The sequence below is a fragment of the Stenotrophomonas ginsengisoli genome (assembly GCF_001431485.1).
Lineage (GTDB): Bacteria > Pseudomonadota > Gammaproteobacteria > Xanthomonadales > Xanthomonadaceae > Stenotrophomonas > Stenotrophomonas ginsengisoli.
Window position 1 is genome coordinate 1 of sequence record NZ_LDJM01000052.1, and the last position, 21,106, is coordinate 21,106.

The following is a 21,106-nucleotide window of genomic DNA, read 5'->3' on the forward strand; positions in this document are numbered from 1 at the left end:
CCTACTGGTGGATGATCAATTACAACGAAGAGCGACCTCACGATTCACTTGGCGGCATGAGTCCGGTCGAGTACCGCAACCAGTACGTCGAAGGTTCTACTTTTGAAGTGTCTGCTTGACGGGGGAGCTTACGATTGTCGTAAGGCATGCCAGGCCTGCTCATGCTCAGTTGGATTTGCGCTTTCGCCGTTTTTGCCCTGTAGGGCAGGCTCCGGTACTGGCTGCCTTGGCCGTGATGAAGGGTTGGTCTGCAGGTATGATCTATCAGCACGACCTCACTAATCTTTAGATTGAGAATGGGTGTCGCAGGGAGATTAAATGCTCCTCTTGCGGGGTCAGTTAGCCTGTATTGCCGTTAGGGCGTCACTGTATTATCTTCTCAAGACGCTGGCGCTGACAGATGGCCTGAAGGAAACCGTCTAATGACAGGGGATGTTGATGTTCATCATGCTTGAAATGCGTGCAGAGATCGCGCGCGCCCAGGAACTGCTTGAACTGACGCTGGAACAACAAAGCGACGGTAACGTGGTTCGTGATATCGGTTATCCCGGTGGTCGACGCCCGCACGAAACGATCAAGACCTTCGGCAAGTATTGGTATTGGTCCGGTGCGCTGACGGCGGGCTCCACCAGGACCCCGCGCCGGTTGAACTGGTTTGGTCTCTATTCTGACAATGATGGTGTCAGCATCACCGTCGAGGTCAATGTCGTAGAAGAAGGCCGCAATGACCGAGTTGGCGGATTCTTCGCCCGCCATTCGGACACCGGCCGGATCTACCTTTTTCACTCCGCGCGGATCGGTGGTGGCCGGGCAGGTGTGGGCAAAGAGGCATTTCTTGCCTGGAGCAACGAACCCCTGCGACAAGTGATGGACTCCGAGGGCGCCTATCGTGAGGGCGTGCTGATGGGGCCGGTGGAGGGCAAGGGTGCCGCGCGCACTTTGCTGCGCTACGTAAGCATAGTTGCAGCGTTCAAGGATGCTGTACGCGAAGGCGAAGTGGACTCACCCGAATTCCAGCGCCGATTGGCCCAATTGCGGGAGTACTACGCCGAGCCCATGGGTTCCCGTTCCGGCCATCGCGGCCGCGTGCTGGACTACATATCGCGTCACGGCGAGGTGGTCGATGCACTGAGTGCGTGGCTTCAGGAGGCGGGCCTCAAGCGAGGGCGACGGCTGGTGAAGAACGTGCTGATTGACCTGGGTGTCGCCAAGGGCGATCAGCTTGAGGACGTCTTTGAGGTAAAAACATCGACCGATCGGTCGAGCGTCTATGCTGGAATCGGGCAGTTGATGGTGCACGGCGTGCGAGCCGGTCGCCGTGTGCTCGTCCTGCCGGAAGAGGGAGTATTGCCGGCTGGTATTGAGGAAGCGCTGGAAGAGCTTGGAATAGAGCTGCTGCGTTTTCGTCTTACACCCCATGACGTCGTGCTACTCATGGAGTAAACCACCAAGCAGTTGCGGGCACGGGTTAGCCAGGTTGGATTGCACCAGGTTTTGTGGACGCCCCTGAATGAGGTCTGGCAGCGCAGGTGATGCATGGCGATGCAGGAAGTAAGGCCGGAGTGAGCTTCACTCTGGCCTTTGCTTTTTGGGACGGCCGATTTTGGCGGGGCCGCAGCGGCGGCCGAGCTGGGCCTCGATGGCGGCGCGGAAGTGGTCGCTGCCGTAGGGATGCTGGCGCTGCAGGCACAGGCGTAGTGGGTCTGGGTCGTCGTGGGTGATGCCCGCCATGACGAAGGCGCGCCAGCGCTGCTGGCGTTGTATTGGGTCATGATCCAAGGCCAGCCAGCTGGGATGTGGCTGCAGCAGGTGGGCATCGCGGCCATGGGCGGTGGCGTGATGGCTGGACCATGGATAGTCGGCCGGGTCGGCCACCATTCCGGCGCGTACCGGGTTGAGCTCGACGTAACGCATGCAGGTCAGCAGGTAGTCGTCATCGCCGACCAGGCAGGCCTTGTAACGGCCTTCCCACAGGGTGCCGGTGCGGAAGTAACGGTCATTGACGTAGCGCACATAGCGCCGCCCCAGGCACTGCATCAGCACACCTGTTGCCCCGCTGCACTGCGGAGTAAGCAACAGATGCACGTGGTTGGTCATCAGTACCCAGGCATGCAACCGGCACTGGTGCTGCAGGCACAGCTCACGCAGGTCTTGCAGGTAGCGTTGGTAGTCGGTGGGGTTGAAGAAGCAGGGCTGACGATCATTGCCCCGTTGCACGATGTGCTGGGCAATGCCGGGCAGGTCGATACGGGGCTGGCGGGGCATGGCGATATCCGTGGCGGGTGACATGCCCACGGTGGGCTGCCTTCACGTGGGCCACCATCAGCGAAAAGTGCAGCAGCCTGCCGGAAAGTTCACTCTGACCCGGGTTTTTCGGTGAGTATTGGGGAAGCAGAACAGACGCATGCCATGGGAGCCGTCAGATGATCCGATCACCAAATATTCTCGTAGCTGCAATGTTGTTCTGGGTATTGTTGTTGACACCTGGCACGATCCTGGCCGTACGCGGTGAACAGGAGAAGCCGAGCACGACGCGCATCACGGGTATGGATACAACGCATTACGCCTCACCGTCGCCAGTTATATGGGTGCCGGTGCCACAGGCTATTTCAGGGATGATTGATGGCGTTCTGCGTGACTATCTTCAGCTGCCGTCGGAGGCGGCGAAGATAATTTCATCTTTGCATTACAGTGCGCATCAAGGCATTGATCTGTATGGCCACCACAACAAGCCGGATGTATGGTTCCGGCACTTTCCTGCTGTCGGTGGCAGCAAGGGCGGTCTTGCCTTCTCCATGCGCTTGGGATGCGATGGCTTGCGAAATCAGCTCAGTGTGCTGCGCCGGGCCGGGCAGCAGGATCTGCCAGCAAGCGTGGTGCAAAGTTGCGATTGGATGACAAGGTTTCCAACCGGCAGGCTGGAAACGGGCCTGCTTTTGTTTTTGGTAAACCCGGATGGGACGCTTGAGCCTGTACATGAGGTGCCCGGCAAGTTCTTCCCGCAGATCACGCCTGCAATGATGGAGGAACTGAAAATTCGCGGAATAAGCACGCCCTACATCGCACCTGGCGGATTTGCCGGGAGTCATCACATGTGGGTCTTCATGGAACAGGATCCGGACCGCGCTTTGCCGGATGACACGCCCGGCTACGATAAGCAGGGCGTGGTGGATGGCGGCATGCTGGTATGGACCGGATCGGGCTTCGAGATCCAGCATGCTGAGCGGTAAAGCCTCGATGACGCTTGGGAAAACACGGGCCACGTCAGTCTGGTCCGGACTTTCCGAGGGTCACTCACCCAGATCCTTGGGCGAACGGCTGGCATGCAGGTTGCTCAGCGTGTGTGCATCCACTGAGTCCAGCGCTACGGTCCAAAGGACCGGAGTGGGCGATGCGGATGCGATGGATGGCGTGTTGATTGTCGAAACAGTGCAGAGCATCGAGAGTTGATACCCGGCAGCCGCAGTGGCCAGGGGCTGGCACTGAAAGCCCGCCTGCTCCATGTTGCGTGCCGCGTCATCCAGGTGTGTGCCGGCCGGGTTCAACCGCTGCAAGGCGCGCTTGGCAGCGGCGGCAGTTTGCTGGGTGTCAAAGCTTGGCCGTGGCGTCAGGCTCGCGGCTTGGCATCCTTGCAGCATGGCGGCAAGCGCAAAGGCGATCAGCACCGGATTGCGCTGCAAGCCAGGCATTGTGTGCTGCATGCATCCACCTCCAAATATGCCTTGTGAGGCTGCATGGTTGTACAGATCCTTGGCCATGCTCAACTCCAGTCCTGGATCAGTGATCAATTACGCCAGCCTGACGCCACTATTGGCGTTGTGGACTGCATGGCCAGCGGCGCGCTGCAACCTCGAAGTTGATGCCTGTCACATCCCGAGGATGTGGTGTGTTGATGCGTCGCTCGTTCATCAATGACTATCCATTGATAGCGTGGTTCTCATGGGGATTCCTATGGCTTTGTATGAATTGTCCGTAGCTTTGCTCTGTCTTTCGATGATGACGGCATGCACAAGAGAGGCGGGGGCGGCTGCTTACTCCATGGCCTCTGTGAATCCGGTTGTCTTGACTCAGCTCGATGGCGGGATCGTACAAATGGACTTCAAGGTCCCTCCTGAGACCTATTACTACGTCCCCGGTGTCGATTACCGCGTGGATGGCCAGACGTTGTCGGTCAGGATCATCCGTTGCTCCATCAAAAGCCGATGCGAGGCCATGGCGAAGCTGCTTCCCGGGTTGCCTCCGGGTGATGGCAGGGTGCGCATTCCTTTTCAAGGAAAGACTGTGGTGCTGCGGCATCTTGATGGTGAGCAGGTGCTGCAGGCCGGTTTGTGATTCGTGCTTGCGAGCTTGTTGTACTCATTTCATCGTTATCGCCGCTGGGCGGGTTGATTGTTGGGGTGTTGAGGAAATCCAAACCGGACGACATGGAGGAGTGCATGAGGCAGTGTTGGCGAGGTATGACCTTGATGCTGTTGGTCCTGATGTGCGGCGCTACCACAGCCGGCGCAGTGAACCGCGATGGTTTGAGCGCCGGCTTTTACCAATGCCGCGAACAAGCGCGGTCAATGCTGGATGAGGCGGTCTGCCTTTCCGACGAACGGCAGCGTCAGGATGCGCGCCTGGCACAGGCCCACCAAGCGTTGCTGTCGCGGCTGCAAGGACGGCAGCGGGAGATGATGCTGAGCGCACAGCAGGCGTGGCTGCAATCCAGTGCGATGGATGGCGAATTTGAAGCTGCACTCTACGATGCCTCCCCAGCCGGAAATCTGCAGAATGGCCTGAATGATCTGCTCCGGCACAGTGCGCGTGTGGAAATCCTGCAGGGCTACCTGGACGTGTTGGGGCCGGTGCAGCCTGCACAGCCGCCGCAGGCCATGGCCGTACTTCCTCCGTGGCAGCGGGGCATGGCTTACACCACGCTGCGTAGCCAGTTGATGGCCTCGGGTTGGCAGCCTCGCCGTGATGCGCAGTGCCGGGTCAATGTGGTCGGCACCGACTTTGCGCGTCTGTGTGCGAATGATCCCACTGCCTGCCAAGCTTGTGAGCAATTGCCGGAATTGTCTGCCTGCAGCGGAACAGGGCAATGCACGATGCATTTCCGTAGCGGGGATGGACAGGTGATCGCCGTGTCCACCTATGGCGATGTACATCGGACGCTTCCATCCGGTGAACATGACGACTTGATGGTGACGCAGGTTGCGCCGGGTGATGACTGAGCCGTTGCGGCATGGTCAGTGATTCAGTAGTGCCTCAATTGAACTGCTGCTTTGTTCCAGGCGACCTTGCCGGTTCGGGCCGTATGTCCCGGTTGTGTGTGACGAAGTCGTCTTTTTAATGAAAAACAAATAGTTAGATTGAGTTTATGTACTGAAATGAGCGCCAACAGCCTCGACAGCAGGCGCAACAAACGTGGCTATATTCCAGACTCCCCAAGCGAAGGAGAGTCCAATGTCTATCGCCAAGCAGCATCTGACCAAGGCCCGTCTGTTCGGTGTGGCAATGGTTGCCGCCGTCAGCTTCTCTGGTTGTGCTACCTACAAGGAAGAGTTCGCCACCATCAACACGCGTCTGGATCAGATCGATTCGAAGGTGCAGGGCGCGGCTCAAAGCGCCGATGCGGCCAACCGCTCCGCACAGCAGGCCAACCAGCGCCTGGACCAGATCGAAGGCCGTGTGCAGCAGCTGGAACGTGCCCCGACCCGCACCCCGCGCGGTTGATGGCCCGCATGCCGTTGTAAGCCGCAATGCATTGGAAACCGGTGGCCGTTGTGGCCACCGGTTTCGTTTGAATCCGCCGTCGTTGATTCTGGGCAGGGGCCAACCCGTATGACAAAACCTTCCGTGATCCGTTCCGTACGTGGCATCGGGCTGCTGGCCTTGTCGCTTGCATTCATGGCGCCGACAGCACAGGCGCAGGACGCCCCCGGGCCGGCACCGGATGTGGTTGACCAGTTGCCGCGTGACCAGGAGGTTTCGGCAACGGTGATCGACCTGGCCGGTTGGGTTGTCGCATCCAAAGACAACCACGGCTATCCGTTCGCGGTGATCGACAAGGCGGCAGCGCAGGTGCTGGTGTTTGGTGGCGATGGCCGCCTGCGTGGCGCTGCCCCGGGCCTGTTCGGTTCGGCGGTGGGCGACCACACCGCGCCGGGCATTGCCGGCCTGGCCCTGCGCGAGATTCCCGGGCGTGACCGCACCACCCCCGCCGGCCGTTTCGTCGGCGGCTATGGCCCCTCGATTGATGCGGGCCGGGTGCTGTGGGTGGATTACGAGTCAGCCGTTTCCATCCACCCCACCGCAGCCGGCACGCCTGCCGAGCACCGCGCCGAACGCCTGGCTTCGGCCACCCCGGATGACAACCGGGTTACCCACGGTTGCATCAATGTCGATAGCGGCTTCTATGAGCAGGTTGTCCGCTCCACTTTCGATCGCGGCGGTATTTTCTACATCCTGCCGGACACCGATTCCATGGCCGATACCTTCCCCGAGTTCGCGCAGAGCCGCGAATCGGGCAGCAGCAAGGGCAAGCGGCGCAACAAGCCTGCACGCGAATAAAGACACGGGCAGCACCGTGCGATGGAAGCCTGCGGCTGATCACTACGGCAGGTGGCAGGCGGCAGGCCATGTGCGTTGTGTGATGTTGCGGCCTGGCCGCGCCGCCACCGTTGTTCGCGCCGCGTTGCTCAGCGTGGCACCCGGCAGCCGCCGGGGATACCGTTGGGGCTGAGCAGCAACTGCCACAGCTGCGATTGGCGGATGCGGAAGGTGGCCATCGAGCCGGCCAGGTAGAAGCGCCACATGCGCCGGAAGCGCTCGTCGTAACGCGCGTCCAGTTGGTCCCACGCTGCCTCGATGTTGTCGCGCCAGGCCTGCAGGGTGAGGTCGTAATCGGTGCCGAAGTTGTGCCAGTCCTCCAGCACGAACAGGCCTTCCATCGCCGTGCTGATCTGTGCGGCCGAGGGCAGCATGGAGTTGGGAAAGATGTAGCGGGCAATCCACGCGTCGGTACGCTCGCGGCTGAGGTTGCTGCCGATGCTGTGCAGCAGGAAATGCCCCTCTGGCCGCAGGCAGCGCCGTGCCACTTCGAAGTAGCTGCGGTAGTTCTTTACCCCGACATGCTCGAACATGCCCACCGACAGGATGGCGTCGAAGGGTTCGTCCAGCTGGTGGTAGTCCTGCAGGCGGATGTCCACCGGCAGGCCCTGGCACAGCTGGCGGGCATAGATGGCCTGTTCCTGCGAGATGGTCACGCCCACCCCGCTCACAGCGTATTTCTCAGCGGCAAATTTCAGTGCTTCGCCCCAGCCGCAGCCGATGTCCAGCACGCGCATGCCCGGTTGCAGGTCCAGCTTGCGGCAGATCAGGTCGAGCTTGTCGTGCTGGGCCTGGTCCAGGTTGTCGGCATGGGCCCAGTAGCCACAGCTGTAGACCAGGCGCTGGCCAAGCATGGCCTGGTACAGGTCATTGCCCAGGTCGTAGTGGCGCTTGCCCACCTCAAAGCTGCGTTGGCCGGCCTGCAGGTTGATCAGGCGGGCCTTCAGCGCATCCCAGACCTCGCCGCTGCCATGCACGCGGGCGTCCAGCCGGGCCTGCATCAGCCGGGCCAGGAAGGCGTCCAGCGAGGGCGCGTCCCACCAGCCGTCCATGTAGCTTTCGCCCAGCCCCAACGAGCCTTCGGCCAGCACCCGGGCATGGAACTGCGGGTCGTGGATCTGGATGTCCCAGGGCTGGCTGCCGCCAACCTGGATCCCGGCCTCATCGAGCAGGGCAATGACCCTGCGCTGCACCCCAGCTTCCACGTGCACCTCCAGTCCCATGATTGGCCGATCACAACCGGCTGTCTGGGCAAGCTTGCCTGCGCCCATGTTTGCCCGCCGACAAGGCAGTTGACAGGCAGGGGATCAGGGGCAGGCCCGGGGGTGATGTACCGGCCTGGGGTGTACGTGCAGCCAGTGGCATACGGCGCTGTCGGGCGCTGCGATCCGCAGCCGTATCGGCCTGGATGATTTCAAGCTGTAATCCGCAGGCTTGGCGGCAAGGTTTGGAAGCATCGCGCCAGCCTGTGTAGCGGCAACAAGCCGGCCCATGGCCGGCTTGTTGTTTTGGCGCGGCGAGCTTTTCCACGCTGCTGGCAGGCGATGCCGTCAGGGCGTGGATGCAGCCGGCGGCACCTTTGTGCCTGTGCCGGCGCTGGTCAAAACGCTGCCACGTGCATGCGTTTTAACGTGGTTTTCGCCATGTGCTGCAGGCCGGGGTAGCCGGGCTTGGGCCGGGGTTGTGGCAATAGTGCGTAGACTGAAGGCCTCTTCCGCTGACCTGTGAGCCTGTCATGGCCAAACCCAATTACGCTTTTGAAAAGCGCCAACGCGAACTGGCAGCCAAGAAGAAGAAGGATGAAAAGCTCGCCCGCAAGCAGGCCGCCAACCGCCCGGCTGAAGAGCCGGCTGCAGACAACAATGAATAATCCGGTGCGGTAATGCTGGCGCTGGCCTCCCGGCAGCCACAGCGCCGCACCCGGGCCAAAACAACAAGCCGGCAGATGCCGGCTTGTTGTTTTTCAGCATTGCCGGGGCCTGCCTGGGCAACGGCCCGGCCCGGGCGTGTTTACTTGACCACACTGAACTCGATACGGCGGTTCTGTGCCTTGCCTTCTTCTGTGGCATTGTCGGCGCGCGGCTTTTCCTGGCCATAGCCCTTGGTGCTGAGCACGCCGGCACTCACGCCCAGTTCGCCCAGACGCGTGGCCACCGCATCGGCACGCTGCTGGCTCAGGGTGAGGTTGGCGGCGGCATCACCGGTGTTGTCGGTATGCCCGGCCACCTCGATGCGGGTGTCGGCCGGGGCCTGCTTGATCGCATCGGCAGCGCTGCGCAGGGTCTGCTGGCTGTCACGGGTGATGCTGGCCGAACCGGTGTCGAAGTAGATGTTCATCAGGTTCAACGCACCCACCAGCTCGTCACCGGTAAAACCGGCCTTCAGGCCCGACAGGGCGGCAGCGGCACGGTCCCACAGGCCGCTGATCTCGTAGCCACCGAACAGGCCACGCAGCTTGTCGCTCAGGCCGAAGCGCTGCTCGTCATCCAGGCCATTGGTGTCGATGTGCAGCTTGTCGCCGTCAAAGCCCAGCTTGATGCCATCGGCCTTGAGCTCGGGCAGGGCCGCAATCAGCTTGTCCAACCAGCCTGCCGGCAGGGTGTTGGTATCCACCCGGATATCGCCGTTGACATTGCCGGCACCGAAGGTGGCCACCAGCGCATCCCACAGCCGGGTCTTGTCCGCCTCGCTGGGCACCTGGCCACTGACAGTGACCTTGCCGGCGGCGGTTTCCATGCCGAAACGCGCATCGGCCTGTGCCGCCGGGCTGTTGGCTGCCGGGGTGGTGGTGCTGGCGTTGCTGGCGGAGGTTGCCGGGGTGTCCTGCTTCATGCAGCTGCGTGCCAGCAACACGGCAATGACCAGGATGGCCAGCATCACCAGCCATTTCAGCCAGCCGGCGCTGCCACCGGCCGGTGCGGCATTGGCCGGGCTGTGGCGGAAGGCGGCGGCAGTGGACTGGCGGTCACGCTGGTCCAGCAGCAGGTGGCCGGCTTCGGCCGGTGGCACCACCGGGATGCTGCCATTGGGGGTGAGCAGGCTGATCAGCTTGGGCAGCAGGGTGGCACCGGCCACGGTGACGGCCGCATTTGGTACGCCGAGCTTGCTGGCCATGCTGGTGACGTGGTCATTGCCGACCACGCTGCTGAACTGGTCCGGCTGCAGCACGTTGTCGCCGGCCTGGCCACTGATCCAGGAGCCGAAGGCATCGCCCAGCCCCACTTGATGGAAACGTTCGCGCAGGCCTGCAAAGCCGTTGTGGCCCTTGTCGAAGATCATGCTGATCAGCAGGCTGATGAATGGCCGCGCCTTGTCGCCGAGCCCGAAGCGCTCGGTGGCTTCACGGATGAGTGCATCAAACATCCTTTCCTCCGATGCAGCAGCATGTCGGGACGGCGCCCCGGCTTCAGGCTGCGGCTGGCGATAGCAAAGCATCGCGTTGCCGATCAGACGTTAAGCACAAATGATGCTTTTTTCACCAAATTGACACGAATGGGACGGCCGTCTCCGCTTTCGCCAATTCAGTTTCAGTGCGTCGCTGAGACCCCTGTGGCTGGCGCTGGCCGGGGTGATCGGTGTCACCGCATCACTGGCCCCCGCCGTGCACCGGTGTGATGCAGCGCTGCGGCCGATGCGGCTGGCGTCTTTCCAGCGGCCCGGTTTGGTGCACAGGCATACTGGCGGCTTGTTCAACGGAACTGGACGTCATGCTCTACAGCCTGAGCAGCCCGGCGCGCGAGTGGCTCAAATGGATTGCGCTGCTGTTGATGACCGGCGACCACGTGGCCAAGGTCGTGTACGGCGGCTACGTGCCGGTGGTGTCCGAACTGGGGCGGGTGGCGTTTCCGTTGTTTGTCATGGTGATGGCCTGCAACCTGGCCCAGCCCGGCGCCGATGCACTGAAATCCCTGCGCCGCCTGCTGCCCTGGGCGGTGCTGGCCCAGCCGTTCTATGCATTGACCTTCAACAGCGTGCTGCCGTTGAACGTGCTGTGGACATTTGCGCTGGTCGCCGCCTGCCTGGTCCTGCAGCAGCGGGGGCGCAGCGGTTGGGCCATGGCCCTGTTCGCGCTGGGCGGCATGTGGGTGGAATACCGCTGGTTCGGTGCCGGCCTGGTGCTGGCGTGGTGGCTGTTCTACCGCAGCGCGTGCACCCGCCCGGCGGTGCGCCACGAGCTGGTCTTCCATGGCCTGCTGGCCGTGGCCACGCTTGGCCTGCTGTGCCTGTTCAACGGCAACGGCTGGGCGCTGCTGGCTTTGCCACTGGTGGCACTGCTCGGCCGCAGCAGCTGGCCCATTCCCCGCACGCGCTGGTTCTTCTACCTGTACTACAGCGGCCACTTGGCCGCGCTGGCCCTGTGGTGGCACTGGCCGGCAGGTTGAGCGGTGCGGCTGGTGCCGGGCGTCGGCAGTGACGCCCGGCCAGCGGTTTCAGTCAGTACTGGCGGCCTTGCGCCAGGCGCGCAGGCCGATCACGGCCAGGCCGACGAACAGCAGGTACAGCGCGGCGGTGACATGCAGCGATTTGACCAGGTACATGCCGATGTAGACCACGTCCAGCACGATCCACAGCCACCAGGTGGCGACATGGCGGCGGGCCTGCCACCACTGCGCCACCAGGCTGAAGGCGGCCAGCAGGGCATCCAGCCAGGGCAGGGCGGCATCGGTGTGGTAATGCATCAGTGCGCCCAGGCCCAGGCCACCAACCAGGCCGATGCCCAGATCACGCGCGCACTGCCGGGCCGGCAATGGCGCGATGCGGATCTGGCCCTGATCGTGCAATTGCCAGCGCCAGGTCAGCCAGCCGTACAGCAGGAACAGGGCGAAGGCACCCTGCAGCAGGGCGTCCGAATACAGGCGGACCTGGGCAAACACCAGCGCGTACAGGCCTACCGACACCAACCCCACCGGCCAGGCCAGCAGGTGCCGTTGCGCCATCAGCCAGACGCCGAGGATGCTGAAGGCGACCGCCGACCACTCCAGCACTGCCGGGCTCATAGCGCGATGCTGACCGAGAGCCGGGCCTGACGCGGCGAACCCGGGAACAGGTAGTAATCGCCGGCACTGCTGCCGGTGTCACGCCAGTAGAAACGGTCAAACAGGTTGTCCACCGACAGCTGCCAGCGCAGCGCATGGCCCTGGAGCTGGTGCTGGTAGCGCAGGCCGGCATCGAACACGTGGTAGCCCGGTGCGCGCACCCGGCCGTCGGCGGTGGCCACATTGGCCGAGGCATGGCGCCAGCCACCGGTGATGCCCAGCCCCTGCACGGCAGGCAGGCTGTAATCGGCATGCACGCTGGCACGGGTGGTGGGCACGTTGATCAGCTGGTGGCCTTCCAGTGCCGGGCTGCCGCTGTTGTCGGCGCGTGCGCGCAGCACGCTGGCGCTGGCATGCAGGCGCAGGTGCTCACCGACCTGGCCGCTGGCACTGAGTTCCAGCCCGGTATGGGCCTGCTGGCCCTGGGCAACGAAGGTATGGCCGGCATCGCTGGTATCGGGCTGTGCGTACTGCAGGGGGCGGGTGGTGCGGAACACGGTGGCGCCCAGCTGCAGTGCATCGCTGGGAGCATATTTGAGCCCGAGCTCGGTCTGGCGTGAGCGCTGTGCCGGCAGGAACTGGCCGTCATTGCTGGTCCAGAACGGGGCTTCCTGGCCCAGGGCGATGCCTTCCACGTAGCTGGCATACACACTCAGCTGCGCGTTGGCACGCCACAGCAGGGCGGTCTGCGGCAGGAAGCGCGACAGTTCGCTGTCACGTTCCACCACGCCGCGCTTGTTGCGGGCAGTTTCTTCCAGGCGTACGAAACGGCCACCGGCCAGCCATTCCCAGCCATTGCCCAGGGTCATGCGGTCCAGCACGAAGACGGCTAGCTGCTCGCTGTGCAGGCGGCGTACCGATGCGCCGGGCTGCAGCGGCGAGGGGCTGAACTGCGGTACCTGGGCATCAAAGATATTGCCGGTGCCGACGTATTCGTTGACATTGCTGCGGCGGTCCACGCTGCGGCGGAAACCATCCACGCCCAGCAGCAGCTGGTGGCTGATGGCACCGGTATGGAAGCGCCCGCGCAGTTCGGCGCGCAGCTGCTGGTTGCGGCGGGTGTCATCCGGGCTGCGGTAGTCGTAGATGTCGTAATCGCCATTGGGGGCGAAGAAATTGCCCGGCACGCTGCCATCGGCGCAGCCGTCGGCGTAGTAGCAGCCGTAGGCGAAGGCGACGTTGTCATCGATCACCGTGCGGCTGTGGCTGACGGCAATGCGCGACTGCCAGGCCGGGCTGAAATCGTGGGTGTGCACGGCACTGAGGTTGCTGCTGGCAATGGCCACCGGTGCCTGCCAGGCCTGGTAGCCGATCAGCTGGGTGCGGTCCACCTTGCCCGGCAGCACGCTGGCGCCCAGCAGCTGGTAGGCCGAGGCCGAACGCTGGGCGCTGGTCTGGTAGTTGGCATCCACCTCCAGGCGGGAGCGCTCGCTGATCTTCCAGTCGGTGGCCAGCGAATAAAAATTGCGCCGGCCATCGGCATGCTCGATGTAGGAGTGGTTGTCATCGAAGGCGGCATTCAAACGCACGCCAAAGCGCGGGCTGAGCCAGTGGCCCACATCGATGGCGGCATAGCGGCTGCCTTCGGCATCGGTGGCCAGGGTCAGTTCGCGCACCGCCTGCGGGCGCTTGCCGACAAAGTTGATCAATCCGCCCGGGGCCATCACCCCGGCAGCCAGGCCGGCTTCGCCCTTGAGCACTTCCACCTTGGCGATGTGCTCCAGGGCCAGACGCTGCTCGCCGGCCATGCTCAGGCCGTTGAACTGGTAGCCAGTGGCCGTGTCCAGGGCGAAGCCGCGGATGGCGATGTTCTGGTAGTAGCCGACCGGGGCGTAGCTGTCGCCCAGCGAGGCATCGCTCTGGGCCAGCTCGGACAGGCTGCGCACCTGGCGGCTGTCGATCAGCTGGCGGTCCAGCACGGTGGCTGCGGTCGGCGTGCTGCGCCACTCACCGCCACCGAAACTGCCGGACGGGCTGTTGCCGGCATCGCTGTGCTGGGTGGCCTGCACGCGCACGGCTGCCAGCTCGGTGGGCGAGTCCTGGGTGGTTTCGGTGTCCAGATTGCTGGCGTACAGCGGCAGCGCGGCGCTCAGGGCGGCAGTCAACAGCGAGATCGAATGGCAGCGGTTCATGCGGTTCTTCATCAGCCGAAAAAGGAAGACGAAGCGAAGGCACGCACGCACGGCCCTGCCATCGAAGGCCGGGTGTGTTGCTGCTCAAAGCTCCCTACGCCGGTGCAAACCGGATCAGGTTCCAAGGGACTCTCTCAGCCTGGCAACGCCAGGCACCCCCGCTTCAGGGCCGTATTTGAGCACAGTCGAAAGGATTTCGCCCGCCCCCGGGTTCAGGCAGCGGCGCGCAGTGCCTGCAGCAGGGCCTGGCCGGCGGGCGAATGGAACCACTGCGCATGGCCGAGCAGGAAGTCGTGCCAAGCGATGTCGGCATTGGCCGGCGAGCCGGTGGCGGCGTGGAAATACTCGACCTCGGAGAGGGCGAAATCCAGGTGCACCAGCGGCAGCAGGTCGGCCAGCAACTGCACCTGGTCCGGGACCAGCGGCTGCTGCTGGCGGTAGCCGTCGAGCAGGGCCAGGGCGATGTCGGTGTGCACGGCGGCCATGCCGTCGTCCAGGCTCAACCAGGCCACCGCGTTGCGCTCGATCGCGGTGGCCAGGTCAAACAGGGCGCTGGTCGGTGAGGCCAGGCCGAAGTCGAACACACAGGCCACTTCGCTGTGTGCGCCCTGCCCGTGCCAGAGCAGGTTGGAGACATGCCAGTCGTTGTGCGTCCACAGCCGTGGCTGCTGGGCCAGACGCGTGCCCAGACGCTGGTGCCAGGGCAGCAGGTGCTGCTGCAGCTGTTGCTGCCAGGGTTTGCCGGCCAGCCAGGCGGCCAGCGCCGGCCGCGCGGGCAGTTGCTGCTGCAGCCCGGTGATCGGGTCAGCGCTGCGGATCAGGTCATCGCGGGCCACCAGCATGTGGGTGCTGCGCTGGGGCGCCTGGTAGCTGGCCGCGGCCTGGTGCAGGCGTGCCAGCATCCCCCCGGCGGCACGGGCATCGTGCACGCTGGTCGGCGGTACCCACGAGGGCAGGTCGCGGTAGCGGTCATCGCCGGCCGCCAGCGCGTGCAGCTCGTAGGTCCACTGGCCGTGTTCGATCGCGGTGGCGCCGTCTGCTGCGGCGAGCAGTTGCACCACCGGCAGGCTGGCAGTGGCAAGATGGGCGATGAAGCGGTGTTCTTCGCCCAACGTGACGGCATCACGCACGCTTCGGTGGTGGCGCTTGAGAAACACCGGGCCGTTGTCGGTGTCGATGATGGCCGCTGCCGACATCGGCCGCGGGCTGTGCCAGCGCACTGTCGTGGCGCCGCGCAGGGCAGCAAAGTGCGGCTGCAGGGCGTGGACCTCGTCCATGCCGATGGCCGGCCAGTCGGCGGCGACCTGGTCGTTGTTCAGGCCCTGGACGCGGTGCTGGAGGGTGCTCATGGCGCGGTGCCGGCAAGGCGGTGGCAAGAAGGGGGCGGGCAGGGTAACCGCAAGTGGCGGTGGTTGCGGCTCACTCGGCCCATTCCGGGTCGGCGGTGAACATGATGGTGATCCAGCGGTCCGGGCCTTCATCGCCGATCAGCGCGCCGATTTCCTCACGCAGCGCATCCCACTGGCCGATGGTCATCGCCGGCCAGTCCGCAGGCACGATGAAGAACAGCTCCACTTCCTTGGAGCGCCCGACCTTGGCCACATAGGCGCGGTGGTAGAGGAAGCCATGCTTCTTGACGAAGGCGCTGGCCACCTCGTCCACGTGCTGCTTCAACTCCGGCGGGGTGATCAGCAGGATCTCCGACAGCGCCTTGCGCACCACCGCCACCGGGATGGGCAGGATCAACAGGCACACCACGGCCAGCACGGCCGGGTCGATGTACGGGGTCAGCCACTGCCAGCGGGTGTCCTGCAGGGCATGGCCGAGCACGAAGGCCAGCAGCAGGGCGCTGGTGATGCCGGCGGACATGAACCAGCCTTGCACGTCCAGGCGCACGAAATCGGACTGGATGCGGCGGTTGGCCCGGGCCTCGACAATGGCCACCAGCACGCACACCAGCAGGGTCACACTGGCATAGCCGATGGCCCAGCCGAACTGCAGCTCGCGCCCGCCGTTGAGCAGGCTGTCCACCGCGGTGACCAGCGCATACAGCGCGGCACTGGCCAGCAGGGTGCCGTTGAGGCCCAGGATCAGCGGTTCCAGGTGCCAGAAGCCCATCGAGAAGCGCTCGCGCAGCTTGCGTGACAGGCCCTTGGAACTGGCATAGGCGGTGATCAGGTTGACCGCCAGCAGCGAGAGCAGGCTCATGCCGGCGTCGATCAGTGAATACACGCCGTCAAACACGATCGAGAACGAGCCCGAATACAGGCCGAAACCGACACCGAGCAGGGCGATCAGCAGGGTGGCGGTGATCGAGGTGCGCAGCACGCTGCGCTCATCGGCAAGGGCGGGAATGTGCAACCAGCGGGACATGACCATCTTCATCAGGCAGGAAGGGAAACCGCCCGGCTGGCGCTTGCCTTGCGGCCTGCCGGGAAACAACACGGTAGCGCATGCGCCGGCAACGGCGTGCCTGCGCCGGGGCAGGGGGCGGCATAATGCCCGGCCGTGGTAGCTGCGTTGAGGTGCTGGTGATGCGTTTGGGAGTGTTTCTGGCCGGTTTGCTGGCCATCGCGGGGCCGGCGTGGTCGGCAGCGTTGTCTCCGGCCGGTCTGCAGCCGGGCGACCTGCTGTTTGTCAGCGCCAGCCACACCGGCCTGAGCGGGGCGATCAACGACGCCACCGCCCGCGCCGGGCAGATCAGTTATGACCATGTCGGCCTGGTCGCCGGCCACGGCGAGGCCGCCGAGGTGCTGCATGCCGACCAGGACGGCTCGCGTGCGCAGCTGTTGTCCGACTTCCTGCGCGAGGCCGCTGACAAGCAGCGCCAGGTCGATGCCTACCGCCTGCGCCAGGCCGATGCGACGGTGATTGCCGATGGCATCGCCAGTGCCCGCGGCCTGCTCGGCAAGCCCTACAACGCCACCTATGTGCCCAACGATGACAGCCTGTACTGCTCGGACCTGATCGAGCGGGCCTTCCGTGCCCACGGCATTTTTGCCCTGCAGCCGATGAATTTCCGCAACCCGGACACCGGCGTGATTGCCGACTGGTGGGTGCAGTTCTATGCCGGGCACGGCATGGCCGTGCCGCAGGACGTGCCGGGCAGCAATCCCAATGACATGGCCCGCAGCCCGGTGCTGCAGTTGCTGGGCGAGGTGCGGCAATGAGCCGGCCCTGCCGCCGCCCGTGGCTGGCCGCTATCAGCCTGGCCCTGTGCCTTGGCGCCGGGCCGCAGGCCTTGGCCAACGAACAGGTGCAGGTACAGCTGCCGCCGGATGCGGCGCTGGCCGGCCTGCTCAAGGAAGAGTCGTTGTTCATTTTTCCACTGATGAGTCTGGTGGCCAACAACTGCCCGGATACCGGCCTGCAGCCCGGTGACAGCCACCTGCTGGCGGCCACGGGTCAGCGCATCGTCGAGCTGATGGCGGTGAGCGACCATCTGCAGCGGGTGCTCTACCTGGAGTCGGCGCTGCGCGAGATCCAGCAGGCCGATGTCTGTACCCGGTTCGCCGGCAGCCTGACCCCGGTGGTGACCGAGCTGCGGCGCCTTGGTGCCACCACCGAAATGGTGGAATGACCGGCCCGGGGCAGCATCACAACGGGCAGTGACTGCCCCGCGCGGCGTGGATGATTACACTGTGGCCCTCTTGCCGCCTGTCGCGGCGCCGTTGTGTGTATCGCCATGTCGTTTGCCTCCCTGGGTGTCTGCCCGCAGTTGATCGCCGCCCTGCACCATGCCGGGCTGGATGCGCCCACCCCGGTGCAGGCCGAGGTGGTGCCGGCGGTGCTGGCCGGCCGCGATGTGCAGGTGCAGGCACCGACCGGTTCGGGCAAGACCCTGGCCTTCGTGCTGCCGCTGCTGCAGCGCTTGATCGGCGAGGGCCTGCGTGGCTCGCGCACGGTGCGCCAGCTGGTGCTGGTGCCCACCCGCGAGCTGGCCGAACAGGTGGCCTCGGTGTTCAACCAGCACGGCCGCGGCCTGGCCCGTGCACCCAAGGTGGTGGTGGCCATCGGCGGGGTGTCGATCAACCCGCAGATGCTGGCCCTGCGTGGCGGTGCCGATGTGCTGGTGGCCACGCCCGGGCGCCTGCTCGACCTGCTCGAGCACAACGCCCTGCTGCTGGACGGCGTGCACGCGCTGGTGCTGGACGAGGCCGACCGCCTGCTCGACCTGGGTTTTGGCGAGCAGATGGAACAACTGCTGCGCCTGCTGCCGCGCCAGCGTCAGACCCTGCTGTTCTCGGCCACCTATGCCGAGGATGCCGACGCCCTGGCCCTGGCCAGCTTGCGTGATCCGCTGCAGGTGCGCCTGCGGGACGGCCAGCAGGCACCGGACATCGTGCAGCGGGCCATCGTGGTGGATGAGTCGCGCCGCAATGCCCTGCTGCAGCATCTGGCCGAGCACGAAGGCTGGGAGCAGGTGCTGGTGTTCGTGGCCAGCCAGCGCACCAGCGAGAACCTGGCGCAGAAGCTGGTCAAGGCCGGTATCCAGGCCGAGGCCCTGCACGGTGACCTGGGCCAGGGCCGGCGCAGCCGGGTCCTGCAGGGCTTTGCCGATGGCCGGGTGAAGTGGCTGGTGGCCACCGATGTGGCCGCCCGCGGCATTGATATCGCCGGCCTGCCGCTGGTGGTCAATTACGACCTGCCGCGCAGCACCGAGGATTACCTGCACCGCATCGGCCGCAGCGGCCGTGCCGGGGCCAGCGGCATGGCCATCAGCCTGGTCACCGCCGCCAGCCAGGCGCACATGCGCCTGATCGAGAAGCGCCATCGCCTGCGCCTGGTGCGCGAGCAGGTGGCCGGTTTCGAACCGCAGGACGTGGCACCTGCCGCAGCCGGCGGCGTCAGTGATGACAACGGCGGGGTCAAGGGCAAGCGGCCGAGCAAGAAGGACCGCCTGCGCGCCGCCGCCCAGGGCCAGGACAAGGCCTGAGCCCGCCTGCCGGGGCGTTCACGCCGATCGGCTACAGTGCGCGCTGGATGACACGCACAGGAGCGCGGCAATGACGATGGACAACAACGGTTCGGGCCTGCTCACGGCCGTGGCCCGGCAGTGGTGGGTGCTGTTGCTGTTTGGTGTGCTGGCCCTGTTGTTCGGCATCCTGGCCATCACCCAGCCGCTCAAGGTGGCCGCCATCCTGACTGTCTGGGCCGGTGTGCTGTCGCTGTTTGAAGGGGTGGTTGCGCTGCTGGCGGTGATCCGCGGGCAGGCGCCGGTGTCGCGCGGCTGGTCCCTGTTCTATGCGCTGGCCTCGTTGCTGTTCGGCGTGCTGGCGGTGCTCAACCCGGTGGCCATGGCCAGTGCGATGCTGCTGTTGCTGGCCGTCTGGCTGCTGATTGCCGGTATCTACCGCATCGTGATGGCAGTGCGCTGGCGCAAGCAGATCCAGGGCGAGGGCTGGCTGATCCTCAGCGGTGTGCTGGCGGTGGCGCTGGGCGTGATGTTTGCCCTCAACCCGCTGGCCGGCATTGCCGTCACCGCGTTGTGGATCGGCGTGCTGGCGGTGATCTACGGCCTGTTCCAGGTCGTGGCCGCACTGCGCCTGCGCCGTTTCAGGTAAGCGGCGGCGCGGGCAGCCAGAAATCACAGACGGTCACCATTGCCCCGGCCTGGAAGCCGGGGTAATGCCGTTGCAGCACCGTCAGCAGGCCGGCCGGGTCGCGACAGGTCGGGTCGTGCTCGCAGGCCAGGTCGCTGGCCGTGAGCTGGTCAAAACGCATGGCCCGGGTATGCAGTGCCAGCGGTGCCGACAACTGGCCATCGCCCAGCTGCAGGCGCACCTGCGCCACCCCCAGCCAACGCGTGCCCTGACGCACGCTGGTGTTGCGCCCGGTGGCGAACACCGGTGTGGCAAAGCCCATCACCGGTATCGCATCGTGGTGGTCAGGCTCAGTGGCCATCGCGGTCCAGCCAGGTCGGTGCGTGGTTCTTCAGGCAGAACACATACACCAGCAGTGACAGGGCAATCAGCACCGTGGCATAGGTGATGAAGGCGCCCATCTGGCCATTGCGTTGGGCGGCCTGGTACAGCAGCGGCGCGGTACCGCCGAAGGTGGAATTGGCCAGCGCATAGCCCAGGCCAACGCCCAGCGCCCGCACGTGGGCCGGGAACAGCTCGGCCTTCACCACCGCATTGATCGAGGTGTAGCCGGTGAGGATCACAAAGCCGATGCTGAGAATGGCAAACGCGCTGAACCAGTGGCTGGCCTGGGGCAGGGCGGTGAGCAGGTAGCCGGTGTAGAGCACGCCGCCGATGCCGAAGAACACCAGCAGGGTCTTGCGCCCGATGATGTCCGACAGCCAGCCGCCGACCGGCTGCATCAGCATCAACAGGGTCAGGGCGACCAGGTTGATCACCACCCCGGTCATCACGTCACCGCCGGAGAACAGGCCCTGCACCAGCTTCGGGCCGATCACCGAATAGGTGTAGAAGGCCAGGGTACCGCCCATGGTCACGCCGATGCACAGCAGCAGCGGCCGCCACTGCACCACGAACAATTCATGCAGCGAACCGTTCTTCTGCGCCTTGCCGCTGCGTGCGGCGGCAATGTCATCGGCATGCAGGGATTCGTCCATGCTCCGGCGCAGCCAGAACACCACCACCGCGCCCAGCCCACCGATGGCAAAGGCCACCCGCCAGCCCCACTCGCTGATCTGGGTGGTGTCCAGGAAATGGAGCATCAGCAGCAGGGTCAGCTGGGCCAGCACATGGCCGCCGACCAGGGTGACGTAGTGGAAGGAGGAGAGGAATCCGCGCCGGCCGGCAATGGCGGCCTCGGACATGTAGGTGGCACTGGTGCCGTATTCCCCACCCGCGGCGAAGCCCTGTATCAGGCGGGCGGCCAGCAGCATGATCGCCGCACCGGCGCCGATGCTGGCGGCAGTGGGGGTCAGGGCGATGAGCAGCGAACAGGCGGCCATCAGGGTGACCGAGATGGTCAATGACAGGCGCCGGCCATGGCGGTCGGCGAAGCGCCCGAACCACCACGCACCGATGGGCCGCATCAGGAAGGTGACGGCGAAGATCGCCCAGATGTACAAGGTGGCGTTCTTGTCATCGGCCGAAAAGAACTGCGACTCGAAATAGACCGCAAACACCGAGTAGACGTAGACGTCATACCACTCCACCAGGTTGCCGGCCGAGCCTTTCAGGGTGTTGGAAACCGAGCGGCGCAGGCGCGCGGCATCGCTGTTGGCCATGGCGGCCGTGGTGTCGGACAAGGCGGTCATGTGCGTGGGTGTGTGCGTGGGGGGCGTTGAGTATGGTCAGGTCTGCCTGCCCACGGCAATTGCGTCAAGGTGCCCATACCGGTCTGTGCTAGGGTGAAACGCTTGATGGC

General features: G+C 64.8%; 23 protein-coding genes and 1 riboswitch. Of the genes, 13 read left to right on the top strand and 10 right to left on the bottom strand.

Annotated features, from left to right (window positions below; all coding sequences use genetic code 11):
- Both ABB30_RS16350 and ABB30_RS14850 read left to right on the top strand, forming a co-directional pair.
- The coding region (locus ABB30_RS16350) for an integrase core domain-containing protein (RefSeq protein WP_152980773.1) at nt 1–119 on the top strand (119 nt) is incomplete at its 5' end.
- 313 nt (nt 120–432) lie between these two features.
- A complete protein-coding gene (locus ABB30_RS14850; protein ID WP_211263499.1) occupies nt 433–1,443 on the top strand; it encodes a hypothetical protein in 1,011 nt (336 codons plus the stop codon).
- A gap of 126 nt (nt 1,444–1,569) precedes the next feature.
- Here ABB30_RS14850 and ABB30_RS14855 read toward each other — a convergent pair whose 3' ends face one another.
- Nucleotides 1,570–2,265 (bottom strand): transposase, encoded by a 696-nt coding sequence (locus tag ABB30_RS14855; RefSeq protein WP_057639093.1) that lies wholly within the window; start codon nt 2,263–2,265, stop codon nt 1,570–1,572.
- 158 nt (nt 2,266–2,423) lie between these two features.
- On the opposite strand from ABB30_RS14855, the gene ABB30_RS14860 reads away from it, so the two are divergent.
- Nucleotides 2,424–3,230: a hypothetical protein gene (locus tag ABB30_RS14860; RefSeq protein ID WP_152980774.1), complete on the top strand. Its 807-nt coding sequence runs from the start codon at nt 2,424–2,426 to the stop codon at nt 3,228–3,230.
- Between the two features lie 60 nt (nt 3,231–3,290).
- Here the strand turns inward: ABB30_RS14860 and ABB30_RS14865 are convergent, their stop codons facing one another.
- On the bottom strand, nt 3,291–3,758 hold the full coding sequence (locus tag ABB30_RS14865) for a hypothetical protein (RefSeq protein ID WP_152980775.1): 468 nt from the start codon (nt 3,756–3,758) through the stop codon (nt 3,291–3,293).
- A gap of 334 nt (nt 3,759–4,092) precedes the next feature.
- Between ABB30_RS14865 and ABB30_RS16355 the strand changes: the two genes are divergently transcribed.
- The 4 genes from ABB30_RS16355 to ABB30_RS14885 all read left to right on the top strand — a co-directional run bounded on the left by ABB30_RS16355 (nt 4,093) and on the right by ABB30_RS14885 (nt 6,555).
- Nucleotides 4,093–4,332: a hypothetical protein gene (locus ABB30_RS16355; RefSeq protein ID WP_152980776.1), complete on the top strand. Its 240-nt coding sequence runs from the start codon at nt 4,093–4,095 to the stop codon at nt 4,330–4,332.
- Nucleotides 4,333–4,466: 134 nt separating this feature from the next.
- Nucleotides 4,467–5,216, top strand: coding sequence for a lysozyme inhibitor LprI family protein (locus tag ABB30_RS14875; RefSeq protein ID WP_161808872.1), 750 nt, complete (start codon nt 4,467–4,469; stop codon nt 5,214–5,216).
- Nucleotides 5,217–5,448: 232 nt separating this feature from the next.
- Nucleotides 5,449–5,718, top strand: coding sequence for a hypothetical protein (locus ABB30_RS14880; RefSeq protein WP_057639098.1), 270 nt, complete (start codon nt 5,449–5,451; stop codon nt 5,716–5,718).
- Nucleotides 5,719–5,892: 174 nt separating this feature from the next.
- Nucleotides 5,893–6,555, top strand: a complete 663-nt coding sequence (locus ABB30_RS14885; RefSeq protein WP_425477418.1) for a hypothetical protein — start codon at nt 5,893–5,895, stop codon at nt 6,553–6,555.
- Between the two features lie 128 nt (nt 6,556–6,683).
- Here ABB30_RS14885 and cfa read toward each other — a convergent pair whose 3' ends face one another.
- Entirely contained in the window at nt 6,684–7,799 is a 1,116-nt protein-coding gene (cfa, locus tag ABB30_RS14890; protein WP_083489913.1) for a cyclopropane fatty acyl phospholipid synthase, read from the bottom strand.
- 530 nt (nt 7,800–8,329) lie between these two features.
- Between cfa and ABB30_RS16890 the strand changes: the two genes are divergently transcribed.
- Nucleotides 8,330–8,464 carry a hypothetical protein gene (locus tag ABB30_RS16890; RefSeq protein WP_275452405.1) on the top strand — a complete coding sequence of 45 codons (135 nt, stop codon included), beginning with the start codon at nt 8,330–8,332 and terminating at the stop codon, nt 8,462–8,464.
- 140 nt (nt 8,465–8,604) lie between these two features.
- Here ABB30_RS16890 and ABB30_RS14895 read toward each other — a convergent pair whose 3' ends face one another.
- A complete protein-coding gene (locus tag ABB30_RS14895; protein WP_057639100.1) occupies nt 8,605–9,957 on the bottom strand; it encodes an OmpA family protein in 1,353 nt (450 codons plus the stop codon).
- Between the two features lie 344 nt (nt 9,958–10,301).
- On the opposite strand from ABB30_RS14895, the gene ABB30_RS14900 reads away from it, so the two are divergent.
- On the top strand, nt 10,302–10,976 hold the full coding sequence (locus ABB30_RS14900) for a TraX family protein (protein WP_057639101.1): 675 nt from the start codon (nt 10,302–10,304) through the stop codon (nt 10,974–10,976).
- A 48-nt stretch (nt 10,977–11,024) separates the two neighbouring features.
- Here the strand turns inward: ABB30_RS14900 and pnuC are convergent, their stop codons facing one another.
- The 4 genes from pnuC to ABB30_RS14920 form a co-directional block, all read right to left on the bottom strand.
- On the bottom strand, nt 11,025–11,591 hold the full coding sequence (gene pnuC / locus ABB30_RS14905; RefSeq protein WP_211263500.1) for a nicotinamide riboside transporter PnuC: 567 nt from the start codon (nt 11,589–11,591) through the stop codon (nt 11,025–11,027).
- Nucleotides 11,588–13,762, bottom strand: coding sequence for a TonB-dependent siderophore receptor (locus ABB30_RS14910; RefSeq protein ID WP_057639118.1), 2,175 nt, complete (start codon nt 13,760–13,762; stop codon nt 11,588–11,590). Before ABB30_RS14910 ends, pnuC begins: the two co-directional genes overlap by 4 nt.
- 74 nt (nt 13,763–13,836) lie before the next feature.
- A riboswitch (TPP riboswitch) is annotated at nt 13,837–13,932 on the bottom strand.
- Between the two features lie 42 nt (nt 13,933–13,974).
- The gene (locus ABB30_RS14915; RefSeq protein ID WP_057639102.1) at nt 13,975–15,111 is read right to left on the bottom strand and encodes a phosphotransferase enzyme family protein; all 1,137 of its coding nucleotides are present in this window, start codon (nt 15,109–15,111) and stop codon (nt 13,975–13,977) included.
- 70 nt (nt 15,112–15,181) lie between these two features.
- Complete coding sequence (locus ABB30_RS14920; protein WP_057639119.1) at nt 15,182–16,135, bottom strand: cation diffusion facilitator family transporter; 954 nt, start codon at nt 16,133–16,135, stop codon at nt 15,182–15,184.
- A gap of 161 nt (nt 16,136–16,296) precedes the next feature.
- Here ABB30_RS14920 and ABB30_RS14925 point away from each other — a divergent pair, with 161 nt between their 5' ends.
- From ABB30_RS14925 to ABB30_RS14940, 4 genes are all read left to right on the top strand, one after another.
- The gene (locus ABB30_RS14925; RefSeq protein ID WP_057639120.1) at nt 16,297–16,932 is read left to right on the top strand and encodes a YiiX/YebB-like N1pC/P60 family cysteine hydrolase; all 636 of its coding nucleotides are present in this window, start codon (nt 16,297–16,299) and stop codon (nt 16,930–16,932) included.
- Nucleotides 16,929–17,342: a hypothetical protein gene (locus ABB30_RS14930; RefSeq protein WP_057639103.1), complete on the top strand. Its 414-nt coding sequence runs from the start codon at nt 16,929–16,931 to the stop codon at nt 17,340–17,342. Before ABB30_RS14925 ends, ABB30_RS14930 begins: the two co-directional genes overlap by 4 nt.
- Nucleotides 17,343–17,447: 105 nt before the next feature.
- The gene (locus ABB30_RS14935) at nt 17,448–18,698 is read left to right on the top strand and encodes a DEAD/DEAH box helicase (RefSeq protein ID WP_057639104.1); all 1,251 of its coding nucleotides are present in this window, start codon (nt 17,448–17,450) and stop codon (nt 18,696–18,698) included.
- Nucleotides 18,699–18,774: 76 nt separating this feature from the next.
- Nucleotides 18,775–19,326 (top strand): HdeD family acid-resistance protein, encoded by a 552-nt coding sequence (locus ABB30_RS14940; protein ID WP_057639105.1) that lies wholly within the window; start codon nt 18,775–18,777, stop codon nt 19,324–19,326.
- Here the strand turns inward: ABB30_RS14940 and ABB30_RS14945 are convergent.
- On the bottom strand, nt 19,319–19,666 hold the full coding sequence (locus ABB30_RS14945) for a hypothetical protein (protein ID WP_152980778.1): 348 nt from the start codon (nt 19,664–19,666) through the stop codon (nt 19,319–19,321). The two genes, ABB30_RS14940 and ABB30_RS14945, sit on opposite strands and share 8 nt — an antisense overlap.
- On the bottom strand, nt 19,656–20,996 hold the full coding sequence (locus tag ABB30_RS14950; RefSeq protein ID WP_057639107.1) for an MFS transporter: 1,341 nt from the start codon (nt 20,994–20,996) through the stop codon (nt 19,656–19,658). The genes ABB30_RS14945 and ABB30_RS14950 overlap by 11 nt, the downstream gene beginning before the upstream one ends.
- Nucleotides 20,997–21,106 lie beyond the last annotated feature (110 nt).

What these genes read in the sequence shown, in the direction of transcription:
- pnuC (WP_211263500.1), bottom strand. Translation starts at nt 11,591, where the DNA reads ATGAGCCCGGCAGTGCTGGAGTGGTCGGCGGTCGCCTTCAGCATCCTC.
- ABB30_RS14925 (WP_057639120.1), top strand. Translation starts at nt 16,297, where the DNA reads ATGCGTTTGGGAGTGTTTCTGGCCGGTTTGCTGGCCATCGCGGGGCCG.
- ABB30_RS14865 (WP_152980775.1), bottom strand. Translation starts at nt 3,758, where the DNA reads ATGGCCAAGGATCTGTACAACCATGCAGCCTCACAAGGCATATTTGGA.
- ABB30_RS14875 (WP_161808872.1), top strand. Translation starts at nt 4,467, where the DNA reads ATGCTGTTGGTCCTGATGTGCGGCGCTACCACAGCCGGCGCAGTGAAC.
- ABB30_RS14950 (WP_057639107.1), bottom strand. Translation starts at nt 20,996, where the DNA reads ATGACCGCCTTGTCCGACACCACGGCCGCCATGGCCAACAGCGATGCC.
- ABB30_RS14855 (WP_057639093.1), bottom strand. Translation starts at nt 2,265, where the DNA reads ATGCCCCGCCAGCCCCGTATCGACCTGCCCGGCATTGCCCAGCACATC.
- ABB30_RS14915 (WP_057639102.1), bottom strand. Translation starts at nt 15,111, where the DNA reads ATGAGCACCCTCCAGCACCGCGTCCAGGGCCTGAACAACGACCAGGTC.
- ABB30_RS14930 (WP_057639103.1), top strand. Translation starts at nt 16,929, where the DNA reads ATGAGCCGGCCCTGCCGCCGCCCGTGGCTGGCCGCTATCAGCCTGGCC.
- ABB30_RS16890 (WP_275452405.1), top strand. Translation starts at nt 8,330, where the DNA reads ATGGCCAAACCCAATTACGCTTTTGAAAAGCGCCAACGCGAACTGGCA.
- ABB30_RS14910 (WP_057639118.1), bottom strand. Translation starts at nt 13,762, where the DNA reads ATGAACCGCTGCCATTCGATCTCGCTGTTGACTGCCGCCCTGAGCGCC.
- ABB30_RS14850 (WP_211263499.1), top strand. Translation starts at nt 433, where the DNA reads ATGTTGATGTTCATCATGCTTGAAATGCGTGCAGAGATCGCGCGCGCC.
- ABB30_RS14945 (WP_152980778.1), bottom strand. Translation starts at nt 19,666, where the DNA reads ATGGCCACTGAGCCTGACCACCACGATGCGATACCGGTGATGGGCTTT.
- ABB30_RS14895 (WP_057639100.1), bottom strand. Translation starts at nt 9,957, where the DNA reads ATGTTTGATGCACTCATCCGTGAAGCCACCGAGCGCTTCGGGCTCGGC.
- ABB30_RS14940 (WP_057639105.1), top strand. Translation starts at nt 18,775, where the DNA reads ATGGACAACAACGGTTCGGGCCTGCTCACGGCCGTGGCCCGGCAGTGG.
- ABB30_RS14880 (WP_057639098.1), top strand. Translation starts at nt 5,449, where the DNA reads ATGTCTATCGCCAAGCAGCATCTGACCAAGGCCCGTCTGTTCGGTGTG.
- ABB30_RS16355 (WP_152980776.1), top strand. Translation starts at nt 4,093, where the DNA reads ATGGACTTCAAGGTCCCTCCTGAGACCTATTACTACGTCCCCGGTGTC.
- ABB30_RS14885 (WP_425477418.1), top strand. Translation starts at nt 5,893, where the DNA reads ATGGCGCCGACAGCACAGGCGCAGGACGCCCCCGGGCCGGCACCGGAT.
- ABB30_RS14860 (WP_152980774.1), top strand. Translation starts at nt 2,424, where the DNA reads ATGATCCGATCACCAAATATTCTCGTAGCTGCAATGTTGTTCTGGGTA.
- ABB30_RS14935 (WP_057639104.1), top strand. Translation starts at nt 17,448, where the DNA reads ATGTCGTTTGCCTCCCTGGGTGTCTGCCCGCAGTTGATCGCCGCCCTG.
- ABB30_RS14920 (WP_057639119.1), bottom strand. Translation starts at nt 16,135, where the DNA reads ATGTCCCGCTGGTTGCACATTCCCGCCCTTGCCGATGAGCGCAGCGTG.
- ABB30_RS14900 (WP_057639101.1), top strand. Translation starts at nt 10,302, where the DNA reads ATGCTCTACAGCCTGAGCAGCCCGGCGCGCGAGTGGCTCAAATGGATT.